The sequence below is a fragment of the Salinimicrobium xinjiangense DSM 19287 genome, assembly GCF_000423585.1.
In the GTDB taxonomy this organism is placed as follows: Bacteria; Bacteroidota; Bacteroidia; order Flavobacteriales; family Flavobacteriaceae; genus Salinimicrobium; species Salinimicrobium xinjiangense.
The window spans coordinates 33811-58890 of the sequence record NZ_AUIG01000023.1 but is presented as its reverse complement, the minus strand read 5'-3'; the positions used below and the strand labels follow the sequence as shown (position 1 = coordinate 58890).

The 25080-nt window shown below is 41.2% G+C and carries 21 protein-coding genes; 13 read left to right on the top strand and 8 right to left on the bottom strand.

Annotation, left to right across the window (positions count from 1 at the left end; all coding sequences use genetic code 11):
* The first annotated feature begins 65 nt into the window (after nucleotides 1-65).
* The 3 genes from G564_RS0109720 (at nucleotide 66) to G564_RS19915 (ending at nucleotide 3280) form a co-directional block, all read left to right on the top strand.
* Nucleotides 66-1058, top strand: a complete 993-nt coding sequence (locus G564_RS0109720) for a glycosyltransferase family 2 protein (protein WP_029037497.1) — start codon at nucleotides 66-68, stop codon at nucleotides 1056-1058.
* Between the two features lie 91 nt (nucleotides 1059-1149).
* Nucleotides 1150-1983 (top strand): OmpA family protein, encoded by an 834-nt coding sequence (locus tag G564_RS0109715; RefSeq protein ID WP_029037496.1) that lies wholly within the window; start codon nucleotides 1150-1152, stop codon nucleotides 1981-1983.
* Between the two features lie 172 nt (nucleotides 1984-2155).
* The gene (locus G564_RS19915) at nucleotides 2156-3280 is read left to right on the top strand and encodes a hypothetical protein (RefSeq protein WP_029037495.1); all 1125 of its coding nucleotides are present in this window, start codon (nucleotides 2156-2158) and stop codon (nucleotides 3278-3280) included.
* On the opposite strand, the gene G564_RS0109705 is transcribed toward G564_RS19915, so the two are convergent.
* The 3 genes from G564_RS0109705 to G564_RS0109695 form a co-directional block, all read right to left on the bottom strand.
* The gene (locus G564_RS0109705; RefSeq protein ID WP_029037494.1) at nucleotides 3266-3886 is read right to left on the bottom strand and encodes an L-threonylcarbamoyladenylate synthase; all 621 of its coding nucleotides are present in this window, start codon (nucleotides 3884-3886) and stop codon (nucleotides 3266-3268) included. The two genes, G564_RS19915 and G564_RS0109705, sit on opposite strands and share 15 nt — an antisense overlap.
* Before the next feature lie 70 nt (nucleotides 3887-3956).
* Nucleotides 3957-4169 (bottom strand): hypervirulence associated TUDOR domain-containing protein, encoded by a 213-nt coding sequence (locus G564_RS0109700; RefSeq protein WP_029037493.1) that lies wholly within the window; start codon nucleotides 4167-4169, stop codon nucleotides 3957-3959.
* Between the two features lie 60 nt (nucleotides 4170-4229).
* Entirely contained in the window at nucleotides 4230-6551 is a 2322-nt protein-coding gene (locus G564_RS0109695) for an ATP-dependent helicase (RefSeq protein ID WP_029037492.1), read from the bottom strand.
* A 178-nt stretch (nucleotides 6552-6729) separates the two neighbouring features.
* Between G564_RS0109695 and G564_RS0109690 the strand changes: the two genes are divergently transcribed.
* Both G564_RS0109690 and G564_RS0109685 read left to right on the top strand, forming a co-directional pair.
* Nucleotides 6730-8349: an FMN-binding glutamate synthase family protein gene (locus G564_RS0109690; protein WP_029037491.1), complete on the top strand. Its 1620-nt coding sequence runs from the start codon at nucleotides 6730-6732 to the stop codon at nucleotides 8347-8349.
* A 7-nt stretch (nucleotides 8350-8356) separates the two neighbouring features.
* A complete protein-coding gene (locus G564_RS0109685; RefSeq protein WP_029037490.1) occupies nucleotides 8357-8878 on the top strand; it encodes a DUF7935 family protein in 522 nt (173 codons plus the stop codon).
* Between the two features lie 468 nt (nucleotides 8879-9346).
* Here the strand turns inward: G564_RS0109685 and G564_RS19010 are convergent, their stop codons facing one another.
* Nucleotides 9347-11380 carry a M1 family metallopeptidase gene (locus G564_RS19010; protein ID WP_051205388.1) on the bottom strand — a complete coding sequence of 678 codons (2034 nt, stop codon included), beginning with the start codon at nucleotides 11378-11380 and terminating at the stop codon, nucleotides 9347-9349.
* Between the two features lie 76 nt (nucleotides 11381-11456).
* Here G564_RS19010 and recG point away from each other — a divergent pair, with 76 nt between their 5' ends.
* From recG to pheT, 4 genes are all read left to right on the top strand, one after another.
* Nucleotides 11457-13562, top strand: a complete 2106-nt coding sequence (recG, locus tag G564_RS0109670) for an ATP-dependent DNA helicase RecG (RefSeq protein WP_029037488.1) — start codon at nucleotides 11457-11459, stop codon at nucleotides 13560-13562.
* A gap of 113 nt (nucleotides 13563-13675) precedes the next feature.
* Nucleotides 13676-14473: a hypothetical protein gene (locus G564_RS0109665; protein WP_029037487.1), complete on the top strand. Its 798-nt coding sequence runs from the start codon at nucleotides 13676-13678 to the stop codon at nucleotides 14471-14473.
* A gap of 153 nt (nucleotides 14474-14626) precedes the next feature.
* The gene (locus G564_RS0109660) at nucleotides 14627-15538 is read left to right on the top strand and encodes a tetratricopeptide repeat protein (protein WP_029037486.1); all 912 of its coding nucleotides are present in this window, start codon (nucleotides 14627-14629) and stop codon (nucleotides 15536-15538) included.
* Nucleotides 15539-15643: 105 nt separating this feature from the next.
* Nucleotides 15644-18070 carry a phenylalanine--tRNA ligase subunit beta gene (gene pheT, locus G564_RS0109655; RefSeq protein WP_029037485.1) on the top strand — a complete coding sequence of 809 codons (2427 nt, stop codon included), beginning with the start codon at nucleotides 15644-15646 and terminating at the stop codon, nucleotides 18068-18070.
* Between the two features lie 88 nt (nucleotides 18071-18158).
* Here pheT and G564_RS0109650 read toward each other — a convergent pair whose 3' ends face one another.
* On the bottom strand, nucleotides 18159-18743 hold the full coding sequence (locus tag G564_RS0109650) for a DUF4136 domain-containing protein (RefSeq protein ID WP_029037484.1): 585 nt from the start codon (nucleotides 18741-18743) through the stop codon (nucleotides 18159-18161).
* A 197-nt stretch (nucleotides 18744-18940) separates the two neighbouring features.
* Between G564_RS0109650 and G564_RS0109645 the strand changes: the two genes are divergently transcribed.
* The 3 genes from G564_RS0109645 to G564_RS20165 all read left to right on the top strand — a co-directional run bounded on the left by G564_RS0109645 (nucleotide 18941) and on the right by G564_RS20165 (nucleotide 20174).
* Nucleotides 18941-19663: a hypothetical protein gene (locus G564_RS0109645; RefSeq protein WP_029037483.1), complete on the top strand. Its 723-nt coding sequence runs from the start codon at nucleotides 18941-18943 to the stop codon at nucleotides 19661-19663.
* A gap of 71 nt (nucleotides 19664-19734) precedes the next feature.
* Nucleotides 19735-19974: a putative signal transducing protein gene (locus tag G564_RS0109640; RefSeq protein WP_029037482.1), complete on the top strand. Its 240-nt coding sequence runs from the start codon at nucleotides 19735-19737 to the stop codon at nucleotides 19972-19974.
* Nucleotides 19971-20174 (top strand): hypothetical protein, encoded by a 204-nt coding sequence (locus G564_RS20165; RefSeq protein ID WP_084625617.1) that lies wholly within the window; start codon nucleotides 19971-19973, stop codon nucleotides 20172-20174. Before G564_RS0109640 ends, G564_RS20165 begins: the two co-directional genes overlap by 4 nt.
* 54 nt (nucleotides 20175-20228) lie before the next feature.
* Here G564_RS20165 and G564_RS0109630 read toward each other — a convergent pair whose 3' ends face one another.
* Nucleotides 20229-21857: an ABC-F family ATP-binding cassette domain-containing protein gene (locus G564_RS0109630; protein WP_029037481.1), complete on the bottom strand. Its 1629-nt coding sequence runs from the start codon at nucleotides 21855-21857 to the stop codon at nucleotides 20229-20231.
* Nucleotides 21858-22008: 151 nt separating this feature from the next.
* Here G564_RS0109630 and G564_RS0109625 point away from each other — a divergent pair, with 151 nt between their 5' ends.
* On the top strand, nucleotides 22009-23457 hold the full coding sequence (locus G564_RS0109625; RefSeq protein WP_156879212.1) for a TlpA family protein disulfide reductase: 1449 nt from the start codon (nucleotides 22009-22011) through the stop codon (nucleotides 23455-23457).
* A gap of 55 nt (nucleotides 23458-23512) precedes the next feature.
* Here the strand turns inward: G564_RS0109625 and fsa are convergent, their stop codons facing one another.
* Nucleotides 23513-24166 carry a fructose-6-phosphate aldolase gene (fsa, locus tag G564_RS0109620; RefSeq protein ID WP_029037479.1) on the bottom strand — a complete coding sequence of 218 codons (654 nt, stop codon included), beginning with the start codon at nucleotides 24164-24166 and terminating at the stop codon, nucleotides 23513-23515.
* Nucleotides 24167-24229: 63 nt separating this feature from the next.
* Nucleotides 24230-25042, bottom strand: a complete 813-nt coding sequence (locus tag G564_RS0109615) for an SDR family oxidoreductase (RefSeq protein ID WP_037373804.1) — start codon at nucleotides 25040-25042, stop codon at nucleotides 24230-24232.
* Nucleotides 25043-25080: the final 38 nt, after the last annotated feature.

Sequence of the window (25080 nt, the reverse complement as noted above, 5' to 3'; positions counted from 1 at the left end):
CCTTTTTTGACACCTTGTGCTTCCAATATTCCCGGGTTACTTCAATTTTAACTTAATTTGCAGCTGTGAAAGTAGCAGTAGTCATATTAAACTGGAATGGAAAAGCTCTCCTTGAAGAATTTCTGCCTTCGGTAGTAAAGAATTCAGCAGAAGCTGAAGTCTATGTAGCCGACAATGCTTCAACAGATGATTCTGTTGCCTTTCTCGAAAATCGTTTTCCGCAGGTAAAGATCATTCAGAACAAAATTAATGGCGGATTTGCAAAGGGATATAACGATGCCTTACAACATCTTGAGGAAGATATCTTTGTTCTTCTCAACAGCGATGTAGAAGTAACTCCCAACTGGCTTCCTCCTTTACTGAAAGAGTTTGAAAAGGATAAAAATGTTGCTGCAGTACAGCCAAAGATCCTGGATTATCGCAGAAAAGATCACTTTGAATATGCAGGAGCGGCCGGGGGATTTATTGATGCTTTTGGATATCCCTATTGTCGCGGACGAATTTTTGACACTCTGGAAAAGGACAGGGGACAATATGATGACATTGTAGATGTTTTTTGGGCAACAGGTGCATGTATGGCGATAAGGAAGAAGGATTTTATGGATGCGGGCGGTTTTGATGAAGATTTTTTTGCACACCAGGAAGAGATCGATCTGTGCTGGCGTCTTTTTAACCACAGAAAAAAAGTCAAGGCGGCAGGCAATTCGACGGTTTATCATCTTGGTGGCGGCACATTAAATAATATGCATCCCCGTAAAACATTTTTAAACTTTCGGAACAGTCTTTTTACCCTTGTGAAGAACGCTCCCAAAAAAGGACTTTTAACAAAAATTCTTTTTCGACTCATTCTGGATGCAGCAGCAGGGATAAGGCTGCTCCTGCTCCTAACCCCCTCACATACAGCGGCAATCATTCGCGCTCATTTCAGCTTCTACAGACACCTGAAAAAAATGTGGAAAAAAAGGGAAAAATTTCAGAATAATGAAAAATATTACCACCAAACTACCGTTGTAGGGGCGTATTATCTGAAGGGAATTAAGAAGTTTTCAAAGCTTTAAAATCTTTTATTTAGATGCAATAAAATTTCGCAGAGACCTCAGATTTTGTATTTTTGACACGTTTAACATTTAATCACAACAATTAGGAATTATGAAAAAATTCATGCTTTTATCGGCCACCGCTGCCCTCCTATTTTCTTCATGTGTATCATCGAAGAAATATGCCGAGTTGGAAGCTCAACAAAGAGAGACTCAGGATAAGCTAAACACTGCTACAGTGAAGCTTAATTCTTGTCTTGACGAAAAAGAAAGATTAAACCAGCAGATTGGCCAATTGAGCAACCAAAATACTGCTTTATTGAACAATGTTGGAGACCTTGCTACTTTATCTAAGAAAGAAGCTGAAAACCTTGAACGTTCACTTGAAAGTATTAAGGAAAAGGATATGAAGATCCAGCGTATGCAGGATGCTATCACTAAGAAAGATTCTGTAACCCTTGCTTTGGTAACAAGTCTTAAAGGTGTGCTTGGAAATATGAGCGATGAAGACATCCAGATCAATGTAGAAAAAGGTGTAGTATATGTTTCTATTTCTGACAAACTTCTTTTCGAAAGCGGAAAGTATAATGTAACTCAACGTGCTAAAGAGGTACTTGGAAAAGTTGCTGCTGTAGTTAAGAACCGTCCTGATATTGAATTTATGGTAGAAGGTCATACAGATGACAAGCCTATTAGAAATGCAGTTCTTCAGGACAACTGGGATCTTTCTGTGAAGAGAGCTACTTCTGTAGTTCGTGTACTTCAGGAAGACCATGGTGTAGCGCCACAAAGAATGACTGCCGCAGGTAGAAGTTATTATGTGCCGGTTGCAACTAACGAGACTGCAGAAGGTAGAGCCAAGAACAGAAGAACGCGTATTGTGATCCTTCCAAAGCTTGACCAGTTCTACAACCTTATTGAAGAAGGTATGGAGTCTGCAAAATAAGCAGAACCTAAAGATTTTTTAAAGCCCGGCCTGCGCCGGGCTTTTTTATTTCCACATATTCCTTCAGCCTTTCCTACAACTTTAACATGTTAATATTCAGTTAACTACACTCTTAAAGCATTTCCTTCCCTTATTTTTACAGCACCCTACCCAATACTTAAAAAAACCTGCTATGTTACGTATCTGCACAAAAATTCTGTTGCCGGTGCTGTTGATCTTTTTGGGAACAGCCTGTGAACCTGAACATCTGGAAAATCCTGCGGTAGAGACTGTATTTACCGTTGAAAGCTTACTTGCGAAAATTCCGGATGAGCCATCAAAAGCCGTTCTTATAACAACTCCGGAAGATTTCTCTCATAATGAAAACCTGCAGGATCTATTGCTGAATGCTATTTCCCCTACAGAATGTGGAGCTACAAAATTAGCGGAAGTGAGCGGCCGTTATTTCGAGAAACTGCTTGCAAACCCTGAAGCTCTAGATCACCTGGCACATTATAAATACCTCAACCGGCAGGCAGCTAAATTAGGTATCGGCAGTGACTATTATGGTAGCAACAGTATACACACGCAATTCGTGGGAAAGCTGGAAAGGGACCTGGAGAGATTCTGGAATATAGACCGGGAAATAAATATTTTGGGACAACATAATCAAACCCTCGAGGATCGGGAGAGTCTTGCCGATATTTACTGGTACTCCATAAATGACATGGAATCCAAAGAAGAAGCTTACCGACTTGCAGATGCGATAATTGCTCTCAACCAAAAATTCCCGGAGTTAATAAGATCTCCCTTTATCTCAAGCGATGGATTTGCTGCCCAAAACGGAAAAATTGTAGTTGGGGATGGCCTTATTAAGCTATTTGCCGAAACAGGACTGCAGAACGATATTGTCTGGACGGGTATAGTCACACACGAATGGGCACACCAAATTCAGTTTCACTTTATGAACTCCTGGTATCCATCAGATAACCAAATGGACGCGGCAGAAAGAACCCGTATGCTCGAGCTGGAAGCCGATTTCTTTTCAGGTTATTACATGACACATAAAAGAGGTGCAACCTTTAACTGGAAGCGTGCAGAAGAATTCTTTGAACTTTTTTACCAGGCCGGAGACTGCTCTTTTGAATTCGAACAACACCATGGAACTCCTCTCCAAAGAAAACAAGCCTCTTTTGAAGGATATTTATTAGCAGAAGCTGCAAAAAAGAAGGGACAGATCCTTTCTCCTCAGGAATTACATGACTATTTTCTCCTTAAAGTCTTACCCGAAACAGTTAGAGAACTACAATATTTCTAAACTGCCCTTTCCTTCACGGATAACCTCGGGCTCGGCAGTAGTGAGATCAATTACGGTAGAAGGAATATTATCTCCGTAACCTCCGTCAATGACTATATCGACCAGCTTATCCCATTTTTCAAGGATAAGTTCCGGGTCTGTTGTGTATTCAAGGACTTCATCGTCGTCTTTTATTGAGGTGGAAACAATTGGATTACCTAATCCGGAGACAAGAGCCCGACATATATTATTATCGGGAACTCTTATTCCGACCGTTTTTTTCTTCTTAAATACAGAGGGAAGATTATTATTTCCAGGTAGCACAAAAGTATATGGCCCTGGCAGATTCCTTTTAAGGATCTTGAAAGTCTGGTTATCTATTTGCCTCACATAATCGGAGAGATTACTCAAATTTTCACAGATGAAGGAAAAATTGGCCTTCTCCAGTTTTACTCCTCTTAGATGAGCTATTCTTTCGAGTGCACTATTATTGGTGATATCGCAGCCCAGACCATAAACTGTGTCTGTGGGATAAATGATCACTGCCCCGTCTCTCAGGGCGTCAACTACTCTTTTTATTTCTCGCGGATTGGGATTTTCTTCATAAATCCTGATAAGTTCTGCCATAATTCATTGATTTAAATGCATCAAAAATTACGAAATTTCAAAGGCTTATAACAATTCTTTCTAATAAAAATCAGTCAGTTCTTTCCACTTCGCTTTCCAGCTTCAAAACTTCGTTACCATTATCCTGTTTGATATAAAGGGCCTTATTCTCAGGTTTTCCCTTACGGGTGACACGGGTGCCTTTGATAGTGTGAGTGACTTCATGGTCAAAGGTATTCTGTACCTTTCCCGTTGCTGTCCCTTTGCCCCATTTCCATTTAACCTCTGTGCCTTCTCTAATCATTTTTCTTTTAAAGATAAAGACAAGGCAGCAGCTAACCTAAAGAATAACAATTACTTAACCTCAGGACAGGATCTTTAATTTGGCAAATTTGAGCAATAGCTTCTTAATACCACCATTCTCAAAATCAATTTCGGCCTTTTTGTCCTGCCCTACACCTTCAATATTTAACACCTTTCCTTTTCCAAAACGCATGTGCTCGACCTCATCTCCTCTCTCCAGTTTAACAGAGGGAGCTGCAGAAGGTGCTTCAGGTGCACCGGCCGGCCTTAATTTCCGGAGTTTGCGCAATTGTTCATCTGTGGGTTTATGTGAGGGAGGCGGTGTGCCATTAACAGGCTTCGTTTGGCGAAATTTACTTTTATCCACCTCTCCAAAAATATCAGTATCAATTAGGGGCTTGTATTTATAATCATCCTGAGGAATCATATAATCAAGAAACTTTGGTTCTATTTCTTCAATAAAGCGGCTGGGCTCGGCATCTACAAGTTTGCCCCAGCGATAACGGGACTGGGTATAGGTAAGAAAGGCCTGCTTCTCTGCTCTGGTTAGTGCCACATAAAAAAGGCGTCGCTCCTCTTCGAGCTCCGAGCGGGTGTTCATACTCATAGCCGAAGGGAAAAGGTCTTCCTCCATTCCTACAATATACACATAAGGAAATTCGAGCCCTTTAGCGAGGTGAATAGTCATTAGCGCTACGTGGTCTTCGTCTCCCGTTTCCTTATCCATATCTGTCGCCAGGGCTACATCTTCAAGAAATTCGGTAAGGGAGCCGGTCGTATCTGCCAGTTCTTTTTGTCCTTCTACGAAATCTCTGATCCCGTTAAGAAGCTCCTCTATATTTTCAATTCGTGCTATACCTTCGGGAGTTCCGTCTTTTTTAAGTTCCTGTAAAAGACCTGTTTTCTTGGCTACAGTTTCGGCTATAGTAAAAGCATCTGCCGTCTCGTTCATGATCTGGAAACTTTTGATCATGTTGGCAAAGTTCTCCAGTTTATTTTTAGTTCCCCGGTTGATCTTCAAATCAATTTTATCAAGATTTTCAATGATCTCAAAAATTGATCTTTTATAATGATTTGCTGCTATCGTAAGACGGTCAATGGTAGTTTGTCCAATCCCACGGGCGGGATAATTTATCACCCGCTTTAGCGCCTCTTCATCCTTTGGATTGATCAACAATCTTAAATAAGAAAGTACATCCTTGATCTCTTTTCTCTGGTAAAAGGAAAGTCCCCCATAAATGCGATAAGCAATATCTTTTTTCCGCAGGGCATCCTCCATTGCCCGGCTTTGGGCATTGGTGCGGTAAAGAATAGCAAAGTCTCCATTCTTCATTTGCTTTTCCATCTTGTTGTCAAAAATGGAACTTGCTACAAAACGTCCCTCTTCCCCATCGGTGAGCAGACGGTTGACTACGATCTTTGGACCTTCGTCATTTGCCGTCCATACTACCTTTTCCAGGCGGGTCTTATTTTTTTCTATAATGGAATTTGCAGCCTCTACAATATTTTTGGTCGACCGGTAATTCTGCTCCAGGCGGTACATTTGTACATCATCATAATCCTTCTGGAAGTTCAGGATGTTATTGATGTTTGCTCCCCGGAAGGCGTAGATACTCTGAGCATCATCACCTACCACACAGATATTCTGAAATTTATCTGAAAGTGCTTTTACAATTAGGTACTGGGAATGATTTGTATCCTGGTACTCATCAACAAGTATATACCTGAAGCGGTTCTGATACTTCTGAAGCACATCGGGAAATCTGTTAAGAAGTTCGTTTGTTTTAAGCAGCAGGTCGTCAAAATCCATTGCTCCCGCCTTAAAACAGCGATCTACGTACTCTTTGTAGATCTCCCCCAGCCTTGGCTTTTTAGACATGGCATCGGCTTCCATTAATTCGGGATTTTGAAAATATGCCTTCACCGTGATCAGGCTGTTCTTATAGGAAGAGATCCTGGAGTAAACTTGTTTGTATTTATAAACATCCTTATCCAATCCCATTTCCTTTATGATGGCCGAGATGAGCCTTTGGGAATCCTGTGTGTCGTAAATTGTAAAATTGGAAGGATAGCCGAGTTTATCTGCTTCAAACCTCAACATCTTGGCAAAGATGGAGTGAAAGGTTCCCATCCAGAGATTCTTGGCTTCACTATTACCTACAATTTTGGCAATACGCGTCTTCATCTCCCTTGCCGCCTTATTGGTAAAGGTCAAAGCGAGAATATTAAAGGCGTCGACACCCTGACTCATAAGATAAGCGATCCTGTAAGTAAGTACCCGGGTCTTTCCGGATCCTGCGCCGGCAATCACGATCATGGCTCCATCTTTCTGAAGAACGGGAGCTCTCTGCGCATCATTTAATTCGGCTAAATAAGATTCCAATATAAACTTCTTTTAAGGGGTGAAAATAACTAAAATGGACCAAAAACTAAACCTGTTGCTCATATCTTTTCAGACTCAATAACACAGCGGCCTGCTATCTTATATTTTTTTTAAATGAAATTATTTTGAAACAGCTGCATTATAAAGTAACTTCTATTTTTAAGTCAAAAAATTAACTATGGATAATATTCTTAGCTTTTTAGGAGATATTTCCTGGTGGATGTGGATCATCATTTTCCTGGCGTTTGTCATAATCTACGATGTCTTTATAAATAAAAAGCACACCATTCTGCACAATTTTCCCCTGGTGGGACATTTCAGGTATATGCTTGAAAGTATTGGTCCCGAGCTACGCCAGTACATCGTGGCCGGAAACCGGGAAGAAAAACCTTTTAACCGGATTGAAAGGGGATGGGTTTATGCTTCTTCTAAGAACGAGAATAATTATGAAGGTTTTGGTACAGATCAGGACATCTATGAAGTAAACTACGTCTTTATCAATAATGCGGTCATCCCGTATCGCATGCCTACAGATCATATTAACCGAAAGGATCCTTACTTCCTCGCCTGCGCCAAAGTAATGGGAGAATACCACAAAAGACGCAGACCGTACAGACCGGCATCTGTAATTAATGTCTCGGCCATGAGCTTTGGCTCCCTTTCGGCAAGAGCTATTGAATCCTTAAATAAAGGCTGCAAAAAAGCATACGCCTTTCACAACACAGGAGAAGGCGGATTATCCCCTTACCATAAAAAGGGTGCCGATGTAATTTTTCAAATAGGTACCGGTTATTTCGGAATACGAAATCCGGATGGAACCTTCTCTATGGACAAACTGGTGAAGCTTGTGGAAGACAATCCGCAGATCAGAGCAATTGAGGTGAAGCTTTCGCAAGGAGCAAAACCTGGGAAAGGCGGAGTGCTTCCGGCATCAAAAATCACCAAAGAGATCTCAGAAATAAGACATGTTCCCATGGGGAAGGACGTTCTTTCCCCTCCTTCCCACAGCACTTTCAGCAACATGCAGGAGATGGTTGACTTCATAGAAGATATAGCCGAAAGTACCGGGTTACCTGTTGGTGTGAAAGCAGCTATCGGAAAACTGGATGAGTGGGAGGAATTGGCAACTATAATGGCCGAAACTGACCGGGGACCCGATTTCCTGGCCATTGATGGCGGCGAAGGAGGAACGGGTGCTGCACCACCAAGTTTTGCCGATCATGTGGCGCTCCCATGGACTTATGGATTTACAGATGTCTATAAAATATTCCAGGCCAGGGATCTCACCAACAGAATAGTGTTTATAGGTAGTGCCAAACTGGGCTTTCCTGCCAAAGCTGCTATGGCATTCGCCATGGGTGCCGATTGTATAAGTGTTGCAAGGGAGGCCATGCTCAGTATTGGCTGCATACAGGCCAAATCCTGCCATACCAATACCTGCCCTACGGGAGTTGCGACTCAGAACAGATGGCTGCAGGCAGGAATAAATGTTAAGGATAAGTCTGAAAGAGTCAATTATTATTTCACCAATTTCAGGAAAGAGCTCCTGGAGATCACCCATGCCTGCGGCTATGAACACCCGTGCCAGTTCACCATGGATGACGTAGAAATTAATCTCGGAGACAGGTTTATTGCGAAAACACTGGCCAAGACCTTTATGTACAACAAAACAAAAGTTCCTTTCGATTCTGTTGCTACTTTGGCAGGATGTCCTAACTTAGGGGGCTCATACAGAAAAGGAGAAGAAACCGACGTAAAAGAAGTGGAAACCGAAGATACTTCGGTCTCAGAACAATAGTAAACCTATGACAGAAGATTCTATTTTACAGTTGCTGTTCTATTTATTACCGGCAGTAGTTGTAGGCGTCATTGCCTTCTATTTTTTTAACCTTCACACCCGAAACGAAGAACGCCGGCGGAGATTCCTTCTTCACAAGGAGGCCCAGAAACATGCATTACCTGTTAGGTTGCAGGCTTATGAACGTATGGCGTTGTTCCTCGAGCGAATTGCCCCCGGTAATCTTTTGGTAAGGATTAAACCCGTTAGAAATAACAAGGAAGATTACGCTACGCTGCTTATCAAAACGATTGAGCAGGAATTCGAGCACAACCTTGCGCAGCAGATATATATCACAGACGAATGCTGGAATGTCATAAAGGCATCCAAGAACGCAACGATCAATAACATACGTAAGACTGCAGCCAAAGAAGAAATTGAAACCGCAGATGCATTAAGGCAGCAAATTTTGACCTCTCTTATCGATCAACAACCGCCAAGTGAAACAGGACTGGGTTATATCAAGAAGGAAGTGAAGAATTTATGGTAAACCGGGTTCAAGGTTTAAAGTTCAAAGTTTAAGGTCTGTGGTTTGGTTGCAGGTGGCGGGTTTCAGGTGCGGTTGCAGGTTCCAGGTTGCGCGTTGCGTTGCGTGTTCCGTGTTGCGTGTTCCGTGTTGTGAGTTTTAACTGCCCTCTGCCCTCTGTCCACTTTCCACTGTGCATTAATTTCTTTGTGTTCTTAATTCTTCTTATTTTGCTTAGTGTGAAATCTGGAAAATTTTCTCTATAAGAAAAACTGTATGGAGATGTTTCCCGCTGATCTCGCTGATTTCCGCAGATTTCAATAGACATCATAACAAACAGCCTATTCTTCTCATTCTTTTCATTCTCAAATTTTCAAATCAACACATTCTCAAATCTCTTTTTGGAATTTGGTGCTTGTAATTTGGAAATTCGGGAAATACTGCCTACTACTTACTGCGCACTGCAGACTTCTTCTGACCACTGATCACCGATCACTGACCACTAACTAACCCTTGCTCCTGAAGCTTTTTGAGCAATTCGCGTGAAAATGCACGAAAACGGCTGTTATGATGCAGTGTAGCTTCCTGAAGGTTTTGGATTGTATTCTCATCAAAAGCATTGAGCTGATACAAATAGCCAAAAGCCTTTTCTCTTACCTGGAATTTTTGATAAGGTGCTGTATATTCTGAAAGCTTCTTAAAATATCGCCTTTTTGACGCAGCAGGAACTTCGGCTGTGGCGAGACTAAGCGCCAGCCAAAGAGTTTCAATATTCTTGTCGGGCAGACCTTCAATTCCTTGTAGTGAGTTCAAATATTCCATCCTGTCTTCCGGAAAATTCATCCACAGGTTATATAAAGCCATTTCCCGGGTGAGATAAGAATCATCTTTAAGCAAACCTTCATATTCAGATTTTAATTGCGGCGGAATCTGCTGTAAGGAAAAGGCAATAGCCTGCCGGGTAAAAAGATTTCCGCTTGAAAAAGCCTTTTTGTAAAGGTCGGCCACCTCAACAGGATCTTCCAGAGCTAATTGCAATACCGCTTCCTGCCCCAGGTAATCATTCACCGGAAAACGAAAAGCATTCCGCAGCAAATTTCTTTTATCTGAAACAGGAAAAGGCTTGGCAGCCGCCAGCTCCAAATATTTTTGAATGAAAGGAGACTTTTTGAGAGATTCCAGGGCTTCTGTTCCCTGGAAAGCAGATTGCCTTAACCAGTTTTTTTCAAAAGCTGAAAGATCTTTTCCACTTGCCAATTCCATTTCGGCTAAGAACTGCGCGGTCGAAGCCGTAGCGAATTGATACTTCTCAAGGTAATTTTTTACTCCCAGATCAAAGGCCGATTTTCCAATGGTTTCATTGAGAATATGCAGAGCCCAGGCTCCTTTCTGATAGTAGGTGAGCGAACTTCCATTGCGGCCTACCAAAGCTTGTCCTTTACCTGAGTCACTGAGTTGTTTGAGCTCTTCGGCCGTTTTGAATAATTTCCGGTAGTAGTAATCATCTCCAAAAATTTCTTTTTCAGCAAGAAGAGCGTAATAGGTTGCGAAACCTTCCTGCAGCCAGTGATCTTCAGGCGAAGCAGCTGTTATCAGATTCCCGAACCATTGATGAGCTAATTCATGTGCATTAATATTTATATAATTCTGGTCATTATAACCAATGGAGTCAATCAGGAAAATATCTGAAAAAATAGTAGTGCCGGTGTTTTCCATCCCCGCATAAAGAAAATCCTGAACGGGGATCTGCTTGTAATTATTCCAGGGATAGGCAAAACCTGTTTCCTCTTCAAAGAAATCCATAAGAAATTCGCTGTGTCGGTAAGTGGGTTCTACCCTTACCTCTAAACCCGGAGGAAAATAAAACTCCATGGTAATTCCGCTTTTCGAATACCTGGTCTCATTCTCGAAATCACCTGCTGCCATTGCCACAAGATAACTGCTCATGGGCTTATCCATGTTGAACTGCCACAGCGCAAGAGAATCCTTTCTCTCTTGATGTGCCTCTAATTCGCCGTTGCCAATAATCCATTTGCCTGAAGGATAAATGTAGGCGATATCAAACTCCAGTTTTTCTGCAGGATCATCGAAGCTGGGAAGCCAGTGAGACGTATTTTTCCCCTGCCCCTGTGTCCAAACCTGAAATTCCGCTGCCTCTTCCTGCGGACTGGTCCTGATGAAATACATGGTTTGCTTCGGCTCAGCAGTGTATCTCATGCTAAGCTGCTGCTCTTTTGCCGGCGAAAATTTTCCGGTGAGCCAGAATCTTTTTTCATCGTTACCGTACTTCACTTCTTCTCCGTTCAGAAATACTTCTGAAAAGTTCATTTTTTGAGCATCTATAAAAATGGAGTCGGTTTTTGTCAGTACGTCGAAAGTGAAAAGAAGATCACCTGCAACTGCTTGTTTCAAAGGATCAATCGTTACTTCAGCCCGTAGGTGAGTAAAATCAACAGCAGAAGTTTGCTGTGCAGACACTCCTAAGGTATACAGCGTCAAAAATGTCAAAAAATTGTGGGCTTTCATTATTCAAATATAGGTTACCTGTTCCAAACTTTTAAAAACTCAGCTTCCTAAAAGGCTTTTTTTTATCTTCGTTTCCATGAATCCCAACCTGCTGCAGACACCCATTGATTACCTCAAAGGTATTGGGCCCAACCGGGCAGATATTCTGCGCAAGGAAATTGGAGTCCACACCTATGGCGACCTGCTTAACTTTTTTCCCAATCGATACCTGGATAAAACCCGTTTTTATAAGATCGCGCAACTGGAGCGCAATTCTGCTGAAGTACAGGTTGTAGGTAAGATCGTACACCTGCGAACTGTGGAGCAGAAGAAAGGCAAGCGCCTGGTGGCTGACTTTGTGGATGATACAGGCAAAATGGAACTGGTATGGTTTCGGGGACAAAAATGGATCCGCGAAAACCTTAAGATCAACACTCCTTATATTATCTTCGGAAAGACCAGCTGGTACAACGGGCTCTTTAGTATGCCGCATCCGGAGATGGAGCTGGTAGAGGAGTATAAAAAAAGCCTGCGTCCGGCAATGCAACCTGTTTATCCTTCTACGGAAAAACTCGGAAAATCCGGAATTACAAACCGGGTAATTAGTCGGTGTGTACAGCAACTTTTTTCTGAAAGTGGGGGGAAATTCATAGATCCCCTGCCGGAAGGTTTGAGGGAAGAGTTGCATCTTTTACCCAAAGCTGAAGCCCTTTTTAATGCACATTTTCCAAAGAACCAGGAGCTGCTGGCAAAAGCGGAATTCAGATTAAAATTTGAAGAGCTTTTCTACATTCAGCTGCAGCTTTTGATGAAAAACCTCATCCGGAAGCAAAAGATCAAAGGATTTCTTTTTGAAGCCGTAGGTTCCCACTTCAGTGACTTTTACGAAAATCATCTTCCTTTTGAGTTGACCAATGCGCAAAAAAGAGTAATAAAGGAAATAAGACACGACCTTGGCACCGGTGCCCAAATGAACCGGCTGTTACAGGGAGACGTAGGTTCGGGAAAGACCATTGTGGCTTTAATGAGCGTTTTGCTCGCGTTAGACAACGGATTTCAGGCTTGTCTTATGGCTCCTACAGAGATCCTTGCAATACAGCACTATAACGGAATTTCAGAACTGGTGAACGATTTGGGCATCAAGGTCCGCCTGTTGACAGGTTCTACAAAGACCTCAGAAAGAAGAGAAATTCATGCAGCTTTAGAAAGCGGCGAACTTCATTTATTGATTGGAACCCACGCCCTGTTAGAGGAAAAGGTTAAATTCAGCAATTTGGGACTGGCCATTATAGATGAACAGCATCGGTTTGGAGTAGCTCAGCGAGCCCGGCTGTGGAAGAAAAACCATTTGCCACCACATGTACTGGTGATGACCGCCACCCCTATTCCCAGAACATTAGCGATGAGCCTGTACGGAGACCTGGATGTTTCGGTAATTGACGAACTGCCGCCGGGAAGAAAGGAGATCAGAACTGTTCATAGGTATGACAGTAACAGGTTAAAAGTATTTAAGTTCATTCGGGACGAAATCAAGAAAGGAAGACAGGTATATGTAGTATATCCACTAATTCAGGAGTCTGAAGCCCTGGATTACAAGGACCTGATGGACGGCTATGAAAGTATAGCCCGGGAATTTCCGATGCCCGAATTCCAGATCTCTATTGTTCATGGGCAAATGAAACCTGCCGATAAAGATTACGAAATGGACAGGTTTGTAAAGGGGGAGACCCAGATCATGGTGGCTACTACCGTGATCGAGGTTGGAGTAAATGTCCCCAATGCCAGCGTCATGATCATAGAGAGTGCCGAGCGCTTTGGCCTTTCCCAGCTGCACCAGTTGAGAGGCCGTGTAGGCCGTGGTGCCGAACAAAGTTATTGCATCCTTATGACAGGGCATAAATTGTCAAATGACAGCAAGACCCGATTGGAGACCATGGTCCGGACCAGCGACGGATTCGAGATCGCGGAAGTAGACCTGAAACTCCGCGGCCCCGGTGATCTTATGGGCACCCAACAAAGCGGAATCCTCAATCTCAAGATTGCCGATATTGTAAAAGATAATGACATTCTTAAAACGGCCAGATACTACGCACTACAACTCCTGAAAGAAGATCCCAACCTGGAAATGGAGAAAAACCGGGTAGTGAAATTCACCTATTCCCAATTGGTGAAGGAGAAAAACATCTGGAATTATATCAGTTAATCCCCACACGTCGATTATTCTTACAATCTTGTCGAATAACTGGTTCCCAGTGATTTGCGAAGGGTTTTTTGGCTTAGATTAGCTTTCTAATTTAACCAAAACTACCAATTATTATGAAAAAAATTTATTTATTATTTGTAGCTGCGACATTGGCAGCTTGTAGTGCAGAGCCCATTCAGGATGAACTTACATCTTTAGATGCTGCTGTAACCGGAAAGAACAAATCTACAGTTCAGAACGCAGGAGAGTCATTTGATATCCCTGAATCCTTTTGTGCGGGTGAGGAAGCAACTTTTACTTTTAATTTTCCTCAAAACACAAATCCTCAAGGAAAAGAGCAGGCAACTCATATTTTCCTGCAACTTTTAGTTGAAGGTGATGATCCGCAAACAACAGAAGTAGAGGAGAGTTACTATTATGATGTTATCAATACACAATACCCAGGAGCTGGACCTGTCGACGTAAATTATACTTTCGACCAAGCGGGAACTTATCATCTGCAGTATAAGATCGGAAGTGGGGGGACAACCCAGTTTTCTGTGACTGTAGACAATTGTGGTTGCACAAATGAACTTATTGCAGATTTTTCCTGTGAAGAAAATGGACTCTTGACCCTTACCTTTACAGCTGAAGAAGAGGGACCTATAGTTATTCAGGGTGGTCTTACTAATGGGACTTCCATAACAAATGCTACTAGTGACGACGTATTAACTCGCAATTTAGATCATCCCTCAGTTCTGAACAGTGAGTCTTCTGTAACTAGGTGGGAAGGATATGTAGGAGCTTGCCAAGTGGTCACCATTACAATTGAGTTTACCGGAGGTAACGGCATAGGTGACTGGTCAGCCAAAAGAAAAATTGATGATGAAGAAGTTACTCTTGGATCAACAGAGGAAATAGAATGCCAATAACTGAGACCTTTTAAAAAATGAAAAGGCCCCACTCCGGGGCCTTTTTTCATTTAAGGGTTTTCCCCCGTTTTTAAATACTTATATGATTTTCTAATAACAAACATCTTAAAATTCAGTAAATTTAAAATGTAATAAGTTAAAATTTAGGAAGTTATGAGAAAGAAAGTATTTACCACCGCATCCACTATTCTGCTGCTTATCCTGTTTGTTGCAGGAGGATATGCGCAGGAAAAAACAAGCACTTCCATACAGGAAGACATCTACACGGCATATAAGTCCAATGGAGTAGAAAATGCCATAGCTAAATACCGGGAGCATAAGAAAAAAGGCGACTACGAATTATCACAGGCAGAATTGAATGCAGTAGCATACCGGATCATGAATGAGGACGAAGATCTCGATGCCGCAGAGAGGATATTTCGACTTAATATGGAGGAGTATCCAAAAGCAGCCAATCCCTATGACTCTTACGGTGATTACCTGGTTAAAAAAGGAAACGAGAAAGAAGCTAAAGAATACTTTAAAAAGTCGGCTGAGATTTCTAAGGATTCCAAAGATGAGTGGGAAAAGAACTCTCTATACCCTCAAACCAGAAGTAAAATGGCAAAGATCGACAAGAAGCACAAACAAATGGATTTTCTTCTTGGAGACTGGAATATAGATGCCACAGCCTATGAAAATGGTAAGGAAGTCCAAAAAATGAAGGGAAAAGATAAAATTGAATTCAATGAAGAAACTAATTCTATTTTTCTTCATCACTATAACGAGCAGAACGAACCTGATGGGATAAGGATCATTACCTATGATGCAATTGATGACGAATTTGACGTAGCCTATTTTAATCCAAACAGGTTAAGAGGCATAGAGGTTTCCCACATGAAAATGAAACCTGCGGGTGATAATCATTATGAATTTACAGATTCTTACACCACTATGGAAGGAAAGAAATTAGACTTAAAACATGAAATAAAGAAAATCTCAGACAGTGAAATGGATTGGGTCATCTTTGAAAAAGATGATAGTGATCAATGGCAACGGGTTTATGCAATGAACATGACCAAATAAACGTATTTTTGTTCATACCCAAGGAAGGAGGATTTGTTCTCCTTCCTTTTTTATTATGCTAAAACCATTCGTAATACTATCTTTGCGGCTGGAAAATTTGATTCAATGAAAATTTCATATAACTGGCTTAGACAGTTCATTAAAGTCAGCCGCAGTCCCAAAGAAACGGGAGAATTGCTTACAGATCTGGGACTTGAAGTTGAAGGCATTCAGGAATTTCAAAGTGTAAAAGGAAGCCTTCGCGGAATTATTGTGGGGGAAGTGCTCACCTGCGAACGGCATCCTAATGCAGATCGGCTTAAAGTGACCACAGTGAACCTCGGAAACGGAGAACCTGTGCAGATCGTTTGTGGAGCTCCAAATGTTGCTGCGGGACAAAAAGTACCTGTTGCAACTGTGGGCACGACCTTATATGATGAAAAAGGCTCTCCCTGGGAGATCAAAAAAAGTAAGATTCGCGGGGAAAGCAGTCATGGGATGATCTGCGCTGAAGATGAACTTGGCCTGGGGCAAAGCCATGAAGGCATTATGGTACTGGATAGCGATCTCACTCCCGGAACTCCGGCAGCCGATCTTTTTGAAATTGAAGATGACCATGTCTTCGAAATTGGACTTACGCCTAACAGGGCAGATGCTATGAGCCACTGGGGTGTTGCCCGTGATTTAAAAGCCGGTCTACAGCAACAGGGAGAAAATCAAGAATTGATCACCCCTTCTGTTAGTAGTTTCCATGTGGACAGCCGCAGCAAAAGAATTCCGGTTAAGATCCATAACCCCGAAATGGCGCCTCGCTACTGCGGAGTTACCATTACAGGAGTAGAAATTGCTGAATCCCCTAAATGGTTACAGAATAGGCTTAAGGCTATAGGTATAACACCAAAAAACAATGTGGTGGATATTACCAACTACGTAATGCACGAGTTGGGGCAGCCACTCCACGCCTTTGATGCCGACAGGATTACTGGTAATGAAATTAACGTTAAGACGTTACCTGCAGGAACGAAATTTACAAGTCTTGACGACGTGGAACGTGAACTCCATGAAGAGGATCTTATGATCTGTGATGCAGAGAAGCCTCTTGCTATTGCCGGAGTTTTTGGAGGAATTGGAAGCGGAGTAACTTCAGGAACTAAAAGCCTGTTTATAGAAAGTGCCTACTTTAATCCTGTGACCGTAAGAAAAACAGCCAAACGGCACGGCCTGAATACCGATGCATCCTTTAGATATGAAAGAGGCATTGATCCAAATATCACAGAATATGCTTTAAAACGCGCAGTGCTGCTTATTCAGGAACTGGCTGGTGGAAGTGTTGCGAGTGATATCGATGATTACTATCCCAAGAAGATTGAGGATTTTCCTGTATTTCTCACCTTTGACAAGATCAATACCCTCATCGGGCAAAATCTTTCTAAGGAGACTATTAAATCTATTCTTGCCTCTCTGGAAATAAGAGTGAATAATGTTACCGAAACGGGAATGGGATTAACCATTCCGGCTTATCGTGTAGACGTCAAAAGAGAAGCAGATGTAATTGAAGAGATCTTAAGAGTTTACGGTTACAACAATATAGAGTTTGGGGAAAAGATCAATGCATCTGTAGCAAACTCCGGAAGGTTTGAAGATTATAAAATTCAGAATTTAATAGCAGGACAACTTGTGGGACAAGGGTTTTTCGAAACTATGGCCAACTCTCTTACCAGTCCGGCACATTTGGGTCTAAGCGAAAATTTAAAGGAAGAGCAGGCTGTAAAGATGCTCAATCCCCTAAGCCAGGAACTCTCTGTTCTAAGGCAGTCTCTGTTGTTCTCTGGACTGGAAGCAGTAAGTTATAACCTCAACAGAAAACGCTCTGATCTTAAATTCTTTGAATTTGGAAAAACTTATCATAACTATTCGGGTGGAAGGCAGGAAAACAAACATCTTTCCATTTTTATTTCCGGAAACCGTAGCCGGGAAGCGTGGACTGCTGCGAATAAGCCGGGGGATTTCTTTTACCTAAAAGGAGTAGTAACCAGTGTGCTTGAAAGACTTGGGATTAGGAATTTAAAGACCTCACCTGTCAAAAATGACATTTTTTCTGAAGGTGTTTCCCTGAGTTTCAATAAGACACGGCTGGTTGAATTTGGAGTGGTTAAAAAGAAGATCCTAAAGAATTTTGATATCGGGCAGGAAGTATTATATGCCGATTTCAATTGGGACCTGGTAGTGGAAACTTCCCGCAATCAACAGAATAAATTCACTGAGATTTCCAAATTCCAGTCAGTACGAAGAGATTTTGCACTACTGCTTGAGAATGAGGTTAAATTCGAAGAGATATATGACATTGCATTCCGCACTGAAAAGGATATTTTAAAAGAGGTAAACCTTTTTGATGTATATGAAGGTGCAAACCTGCCACAGGGCAAAAAGAGTTATGCCGTAAGCTTTATTCTTCGGGATGAAAAAAAGACGCTTACAGATAAGCAAATTGACAAGATCATGAATAAGCTTCAGCAAAACCTGGAAAAGCAATTGGGAGCCGAGCTTAGATAAATATAATTAGATAAATATAAAAAGAGGCTGTTCTATCGAACAGCCTCTTTTATTTTAAAGCAGTTTTTTTTTGTATTAATTTGGACTTCTACTTTGGCAACCTCTCAAAAATTGCGTCTATGTACGTCCTTAATTCAGCTTCCAGGTTGTTACGCTCAATCACATCTTCAGCAGTACCTCTCCAGACGATCTCATTGGTTCTACGGTCAATCAGGTCAATAACCAAAGTTCCTTCCTTATACGATATTTGCTGTACCTTGGTCCCTACAATACGAGGAACGGTAAAGTAATTATTATAGGCGTAATTGCGGTAGTAAGGTCCTACATAGTGCCCTGGCCTGTAGTAACTGTAATTGGTATAAACGGGATTCGCATTTACTGCATTTTCCTCATCCATCATCAGGTGATAATATACCAGTAGATCGGGTTGGTTGCGATCCAGGCGATAATTCTTTTCCTGCATATTGGTCCTTATCTCATCAATCACGACTTCATTAACCCGGGCGTTGTCATAATTTGAGGTTTGTATGGTATCCTGGTTGGGGAGAAATGCGTAGCTGTTATAGCTGCTCATACTTGCAACTTTTTTATCTGCGTCTACTTTTGGACCACAGCTTGCAACAAGAAATCCCGTTAAAATACTGAGGCTTAAAAAGTGTTTAAAAAATCTCATCTTTCTTTTTGTTTTTGAATTACCTCCTCAAGATAAGATTTCCCCGCCTATTCCTTTTGGTCATAGGAGGGTTTAAAGTTATTTTAACCCTGCAATCTTAAAATTAACAGTATGAATATTTAATAAAAAGCCAAAAATCGGAGTTTTGTTTGTTTTATAGTTATTGTCTAGTTTTATTAGCTTAAATGCAAAAGAAGATGCTGACAGACAGAATAAACCTTCAGAAAAAACTCGAAAACCTGAGAAAAAAGGAAATGAAGCAGGAGGCGCTACTAGAAGAAGTGCGTGAAATCCTCAGAAAAGCCGGTTCTCAACAGGAAGTCCTTCATCGGATAAACAGGGAAGATCCCGAAGAAATTCATAACAATGCTTTTAATTTTGACTTGCTTGAAAGCGGAAGGATCTATCACATATCTCAGATCAAAAAGATTTGTATACAATACCGCCTGCGGTTTCTCAGCACGAAATATTTTAAGGGCGAAATACCGGGTGAAGCGCTGGAAGCAGTCAGCAGTACCGAAAAACAACATGATATTGTATTGAATGGATTCACTATCCTTGCCCCTGCAAAATATTTTAGATTGGAGAATGCAGACGATCCAATGCTGTTTGCGCCAATAGGAAACAACTATTACTACCTGCTGCACAAATGGGGAACAGATATTCATCCACTTAGAAAGATCGCCATGTGGCCCTTGCGAAACCTAGAAAATCTGATCATTTTTTCCTTTTTTGCAAGTTTCTTTCTCACCTTCGGAATAAGGGAGGTTTTCTTTTCGCAATTTCAGGAGACTTCTCAATTTCTTATTCTCTTTATGTATACCTTTAAGTCCCTTATAGCTTTGATCTTTTTCTACGGAATTAGTCTCGGAAAGAATTTTAGTTCAGGAAACTGGAACAGTAAATTTTATAATGCCTGAAAGTGTTAATTTCAGTTTAAATGCAGCCTGAGAAATCAGATTCTCATTAATTTTAAAACAAATCTTGAAATATGAACGAAGAAGAGGAATACAAAAGAGTTTATACCGGAAGTGAAGTGAACGTCCAGCATTTACAAAATCTTTTGGCAGAAGAAGGTATACCCACCAGGGTAAGAAACGACTTTGATTCCGGCTTAAGAGCGGGATTTGGAGGAGGGCTTCCCGGGCAGGTCCTGTTATTTGCCAAAACTTCACATTTTGATAAAGCACTTAAGATCACACAGGAAACATTTCCCGAAGAGAAAAAATGAAAATGAGCACTGCCTCGGGTCGAAATTATTTAAATTTATTTTTGGGCATCGCCTTTTTAGGCTACGGTGGCTACAGGATCTTTACTTTTATCAATGGAGCTGAATACACCACTTTCAGGATCATCATAGCCATTGGATTCATTATCCTTGGAGCTTTTGACCTGTACAAGTTCTTCAGAAACAGACCACCACAAATATAAAGAGGTCCCAAAAATGCATTTTCAGAACCTCCTTAAAAGTGCTTATTTTAAGCTTTACGAGCGCAAATACATTTTTTGCCGCTGCTCTTTGATCTTTTTATCACTCATATATTCATCAAAAGTAAGGTAACGGTCAATAGCACCATTTGGAGTCAGTTCTATAACCCTGTTGGCTACTGTATGAGCAAATTCATGATCATGAGTAGTAAATAATACCGTGCCTTTGAAATTCTTGAGAGAATTATTGAAAGCCGTGATCGATTCAAGGTCCAAATGGTTCGTTGGTTCATCTAGCATTAGCACATTAGCACGCATCATCATCATTCTACTCAACATACAACGGACTTTCTCACCCCCGGATAATACCCTTGATGTCTTTAAAGCCTCTTCCCCGCTAAAGATCATTTTACCTAAAAAGCCACGGATATAAACCTCTTCCCTTTCCTCTTCTGTCTTCGCCCATTGGCGCAGCCAGTCCACCAGAGTGAGGTCATTATCAAAAAACTCTGAATTATCTAACGGCAGGTAGGATTGATTGGTGGTAACTCCCCAATTGAATTTTCCGGCTACCGGTTTTTGTCTTTCATTAAGAATTTCATAGAATGCAGTGGTTGCCCTGGAATCTTTGGAATAAACAACTACTTTATCTCCTTTTGCAAGATTGATATTCACATCCTTAAAAAGAGTTTCTCCCTCAATAGAGGCTTCCAGACCTTCTATATTCAAAATCTGGTCTCCGGCTTCTCTTTCTCTCTCAAAAATGATCGCAGGATATCTTCGGCTTGATGGTTTAATATCATCAATGTTAAGCTTTGCAATCATCTTTTTACGGGACGTTGCCTGTTTTGATTTGGCTACGTTGGCACTAAAGCGTCTAATGAACTCTTCAAGTTCCTTCTTTTTCTCTTCGGCCTTTTTGTTCTGTTGAGAACGTTGACGGGCTGCAAGCTGGGAGGACTCATACCAGAAAGTGTAATTCCCGCTATAATGGTTGATCTTCCCAAAATCGATATCTGAAATATGTGTACAAACGGCATCCAGGAAGTGACGGTCGTGAGAAACTACAATTACAGTGTTATCATAATTCGCCAGGAAATTCTCAAGCCAGCTTATCGTTTCATAATCCAGATCATTGGTTGGCTCATCCATGATCAAAACATCAGGATTTCCGAATAAGGCCTGGGCTAAAAGGACCCGAACTTTAAGTTTGTTATCTAGATCGGCCATTAAGGTGTAATGGTTTTCCTCTTTTATTCCCAGGTTGGAAAGTAAAGCTGCAGCTTCACTATCGGCATTCCAGCCATTCATTTCCTCAAACTCCACCTGCAATACTCCTACCCTTTCTCCATCGGCATCACTAAAATCCTCCTTGGCGTAGATCTCATCCATTTTCTTTTTGATCTTGAATAAGGGTTTATTACCCATGATCACTGTTTCCAGAACGGGATGCTCATCATAAAGATTATGGTTTTGTTCCAGCACAGACATCCTTTTACCCGGTTCCAGGTGAACATGTCCCGAGGTAGGATCGGACTGACCGCTAAGGATCTTTAAAAAAGTGGATTTTCCGGCACCGTTGGCACCTATAACTCCGTAACAATTGCCCTGGGTAAAAGTGGTATTCACTTCATCAAATAGTATTCTTTTCCCAAACTGTACAGAAAGATTTGAAACTGATAACATATAGTATATTCTAATTTTTTGCAAAAGTAGATAATTAAGCTCATTACCTAAAAGATTAACTTTTATAATTACCTATTTAACGATGAGTTAACATAGTAATGAAGGCTTCAAATCTACATTTGCTTTCCCGTAAATTTGGCCCTCCAAACCATTGAGAAAGTTAGGATTAAATAAGTACTTTAGTGCTGCGTCAGCACTGCTTTTGCTGAGCACTGTAATCTTTTATTACAGCTGCGGAAATTTCTCAGATCCTACACCTTCCTATGCCTATATTGGCGGGGAAATTATTAACCCCACCATTAATCATGTTATAATAAAGCGTAAGGGGGTTGTTCTGGATACGGTAAAGCTTAATAATAAAAACAAATTCAGTTATAAAATTGAGAATGCAGAACAAGGCTTGTACCTTCTTTTACACAAACCGGAGACGCAAAATATCTATATCTCACCCGGCGATAGCCTCTTGTTGAGAGCCAATACTCTGGCATTTGATGAATCCCTGCATTTTAGTGGCAAAGGCAGAGCACGAAATAATTTCATGGCCGAAATGTATTTGCATGATGAAGCAAATTCAGATCTACTTCTCAATTTTCAGGAATATAATCCGGGCCTTTTCGAGAAAAAAGCAGATTCCATTCATCAATCAAGGCTCGATCATCTTCAGCGCGTAGCTGAAAAGAATAAATTTTCAAATGACTTTGTTGCTCTTGCAAAAGAGGTTATAAAGTATGAAAATAATGACCTTAAGGAACGTTATAGTTATCTGGTGTCCAAGTACTATAAAGAATATTCCAAACAGTTCCCGGAGAATTTCCACTCTTACAGAGATGACGCCAATTTCAACTCTGAAAACCTCCAGTGTAGCCCGGGCTATAAAAGATTTCTGGAGAATTACCTTATAAATTATTCTTTGTCCTGGTGTGGCAGCAGTGGTTTAGATAGCGATGACTGTTCAAATCTTTCTAACGTCGAAAATGTTAACAGTAGAATAAGAAAGGCCGGGGAACTGGTCCAATTACCTACGTTGCGAAAAGATTTACTAAGAAAAATCGCAATAAGAGGAATCGTTTCGGCTTCCAGCAGGGAAAATATTATCTCGATCCTGAACGAATTAAAAAACCAGGATCTTCCCGAGGAGGATCTGGACGAGATGCGGCAATTGGGAAGCATTCAGCTTGCTTATCTCCCGGGAACAAGCCTCGGCAATGTAAGATTGCTCAATATGGATGGTCAATTTGTTACTATGGACTCAATTATAAAAAAACCTTCCATTATTTATTTGTGGTCGGTTTATAAATTGGGACATGTTGAGGAGCATCAGGATATAGCGAAGTACAGGAAGAAATATCCCGAAATAGATTTTATTGGTGTCAACCTTGATGTCTCCGAAGAGCCTGCATGGAGAGTAGCAGTGAGAAATAATTTCTATGATCCCGAATTTGCCTATCAGCTTGCCCCTACCAGAATAAATAAGCAATTTTTTGACTATTACCTGGATAAAGTGCTGTTTATTAATTCTTCGGGAGAGGTGGTATCCGGAGATATTTATCTCGGTTCTTCTCAATTTGAAACCAAGATCCTGGAATTTATCAACCAGTAAAAAAGCCTTTCTTCCGAAGAAAAAAGACTTGTTTTAATGGCTGGCCTTTAAGAATTTAATTTCCCTTCTTGTGATCTGCCAGGAATTTCTCCAACCCTATATCTGTTAACGGGTGGTTCAAGAGTCCGGTAATGGACGACAACGGTCCAGTCATGACATCTGCACCAATCTTAGCACAGTCGATCACGTGCATTGTATGTCTTACTGAAGCTGCCAGAATCTGAGTATCAAAACCATAGTTATCATAGATCTGACGGATCTCCATGATAAGATTTAAACCATCTGTAGAAATATCGTCGAGTCTTCCAATAAATGGAGAAACATAGGTAGCCCCGGCTTTAGCAGCAAGCAGTGCCTGTCCCGCAGAAAACACCAGGGTACAGTTAGTTTTTATTCCTTTATCACTAAAATATTTTATCGCTTTGATACCTTCTTTGATCATTGGCACCTTAACTATAATTTGATCGTGAAGCGAAGCTAACTCCTCCCCTTCCTTTACGATCTCATCAAAGGTAGTAGCAATTACTTCGGCACTCACATCTCCTGTTGTGATCTCACAGATCTTTTTATAATGTTCTAGAATGTTCTCCTTCCCGGTGATCCCTTCTTTAGCCATTAAGGATGGATTGGTAGTTACCCCGTCAAGAACTCCCAGATCCTGGGCTTCTTTGATCTGGTCAAGATTTGCTGTATCAATAAAAAATTTCATAGTGTGTTGTTATAAATAATTAAAATGTTGGTGAAAAAGTATATTTTTTGCACTTCGGCAAAATTACAATTTATAATGCTTTAAGAGCAATCTCTCATAAACTTTGTCGGGCAGAATTCTTTTAAGGGCGATTGAAAATTTTTGAAGAGGTTCCCCCACTTTGTAATGTGCTCTGGGTTCTTTTTCCCGGATGATCTTCAAAACCGCCCGTGCCATTAACAGAGGATCCTTGCCTTCATCTACGTGCTGGTTCATGATCTTAAGTGTATTGCCGTAAGGTTTTTCATAGGGAGAACCTTCAGTTACAGGAGCATGATATCTTCCGGCCGCTATATTTGTTGCGAAATCTCCGGGGGCAATATTGGTCATCTTGATATTAAAGTCTTTCAATTCCATACGAAAAGCCTCTGTGGTAAGTTCTAAAGCCCCCTTTGAAGCTGAATATATTCCGCGGTAAGGAAGTCCCATATAACCTGCAATAGAGGTAACGTTAATGATGAGTCCTTCTTTATTCCTGCGCATTTCGGGCAGCACAGCTTTTATAACATTGATTGGACCAAAATAATTCGTGTTAAAAGCCTTCTTGATCTCCTCATCTGGCGTCTCCTCTATTGGGCCCGTGATCCCTATACCTGCATTATTTACCAGTACGTCGATCTTTCCTGCGGAAGCGATTACTTCCTCAACTGCAGATTTAATAGTTTCAGGTTTTGTGACATCAAGAGCCACAAGAGGAAACGAAGATTCCTGGTTAGAAGGATTTCTGCTGGTTCCAAAAACGATAAAATTCTTTGATTGAAGGAATTCGGCAATGGCTTTTCCAATTCCTGAAGATGCCCCGGTAATAAGGACCACTTTTGAAGCTGTTTCTGTCATGCTGCAAAGATGCAATAAATCTGACTTATGGAAACAAA

What these genes read in the sequence shown, in the direction of transcription:
- G564_RS0109700 (WP_029037493.1), bottom strand. Translation starts at nt 4,169, where the DNA reads ATGATTAGAGAAGGCACAGAGGTTAAATGGAAATGGGGCAAAGGGACA.
- G564_RS0109705 (WP_029037494.1), bottom strand. Translation starts at nt 3,886, where the DNA reads ATGGCAGAACTTATCAGGATTTATGAAGAAAATCCCAATCCGCGAGAA.
- G564_RS0109650 (WP_029037484.1), bottom strand. Translation starts at nt 18,743, where the DNA reads ATGAGATTTTTTAAACACTTTTTAAGCCTCAGTATTTTAACGGGATTT.
- G564_RS0109645 (WP_029037483.1), top strand. Translation starts at nt 18,941, where the DNA reads ATGCTGACAGACAGAATAAACCTTCAGAAAAAACTCGAAAACCTGAGA.
- G564_RS0109630 (WP_029037481.1), bottom strand. Translation starts at nt 21,857, where the DNA reads ATGTTATCAGTTTCAAATCTTTCTGTACAGTTTGGGAAAAGAATACTA.
- G564_RS0109715 (WP_029037496.1), top strand. Translation starts at nt 1,150, where the DNA reads ATGAAAAAATTCATGCTTTTATCGGCCACCGCTGCCCTCCTATTTTCT.
- G564_RS20165 (WP_084625617.1), top strand. Translation starts at nt 19,971, where the DNA reads ATGAAAATGAGCACTGCCTCGGGTCGAAATTATTTAAATTTATTTTTG.
- G564_RS0109665 (WP_029037487.1), top strand. Translation starts at nt 13,676, where the DNA reads ATGAAAAAAATTTATTTATTATTTGTAGCTGCGACATTGGCAGCTTGT.
- G564_RS0109640 (WP_029037482.1), top strand. Translation starts at nt 19,735, where the DNA reads ATGAACGAAGAAGAGGAATACAAAAGAGTTTATACCGGAAGTGAAGTG.
- fsa (WP_029037479.1), bottom strand. Translation starts at nt 24,166, where the DNA reads ATGAAATTTTTTATTGATACAGCAAATCTTGACCAGATCAAAGAAGCC.
- G564_RS19915 (WP_029037495.1), top strand. Translation starts at nt 2,156, where the DNA reads ATGTTACGTATCTGCACAAAAATTCTGTTGCCGGTGCTGTTGATCTTT.
- recG (WP_029037488.1), top strand. Translation starts at nt 11,457, where the DNA reads ATGAATCCCAACCTGCTGCAGACACCCATTGATTACCTCAAAGGTATT.
- pheT (WP_029037485.1), top strand. Translation starts at nt 15,644, where the DNA reads ATGAAAATTTCATATAACTGGCTTAGACAGTTCATTAAAGTCAGCCGC.
- G564_RS19010 (WP_051205388.1), bottom strand. Translation starts at nt 11,380, where the DNA reads ATGAAAGCCCACAATTTTTTGACATTTTTGACGCTGTATACCTTAGGA.
- G564_RS0109615 (WP_037373804.1), bottom strand. Translation starts at nt 25,042, where the DNA reads ATGACAGAAACAGCTTCAAAAGTGGTCCTTATTACCGGGGCATCTTCA.
- G564_RS0109685 (WP_029037490.1), top strand. Translation starts at nt 8,357, where the DNA reads ATGACAGAAGATTCTATTTTACAGTTGCTGTTCTATTTATTACCGGCA.
- G564_RS0109690 (WP_029037491.1), top strand. Translation starts at nt 6,730, where the DNA reads ATGGATAATATTCTTAGCTTTTTAGGAGATATTTCCTGGTGGATGTGG.
- G564_RS0109660 (WP_029037486.1), top strand. Translation starts at nt 14,627, where the DNA reads ATGAGAAAGAAAGTATTTACCACCGCATCCACTATTCTGCTGCTTATC.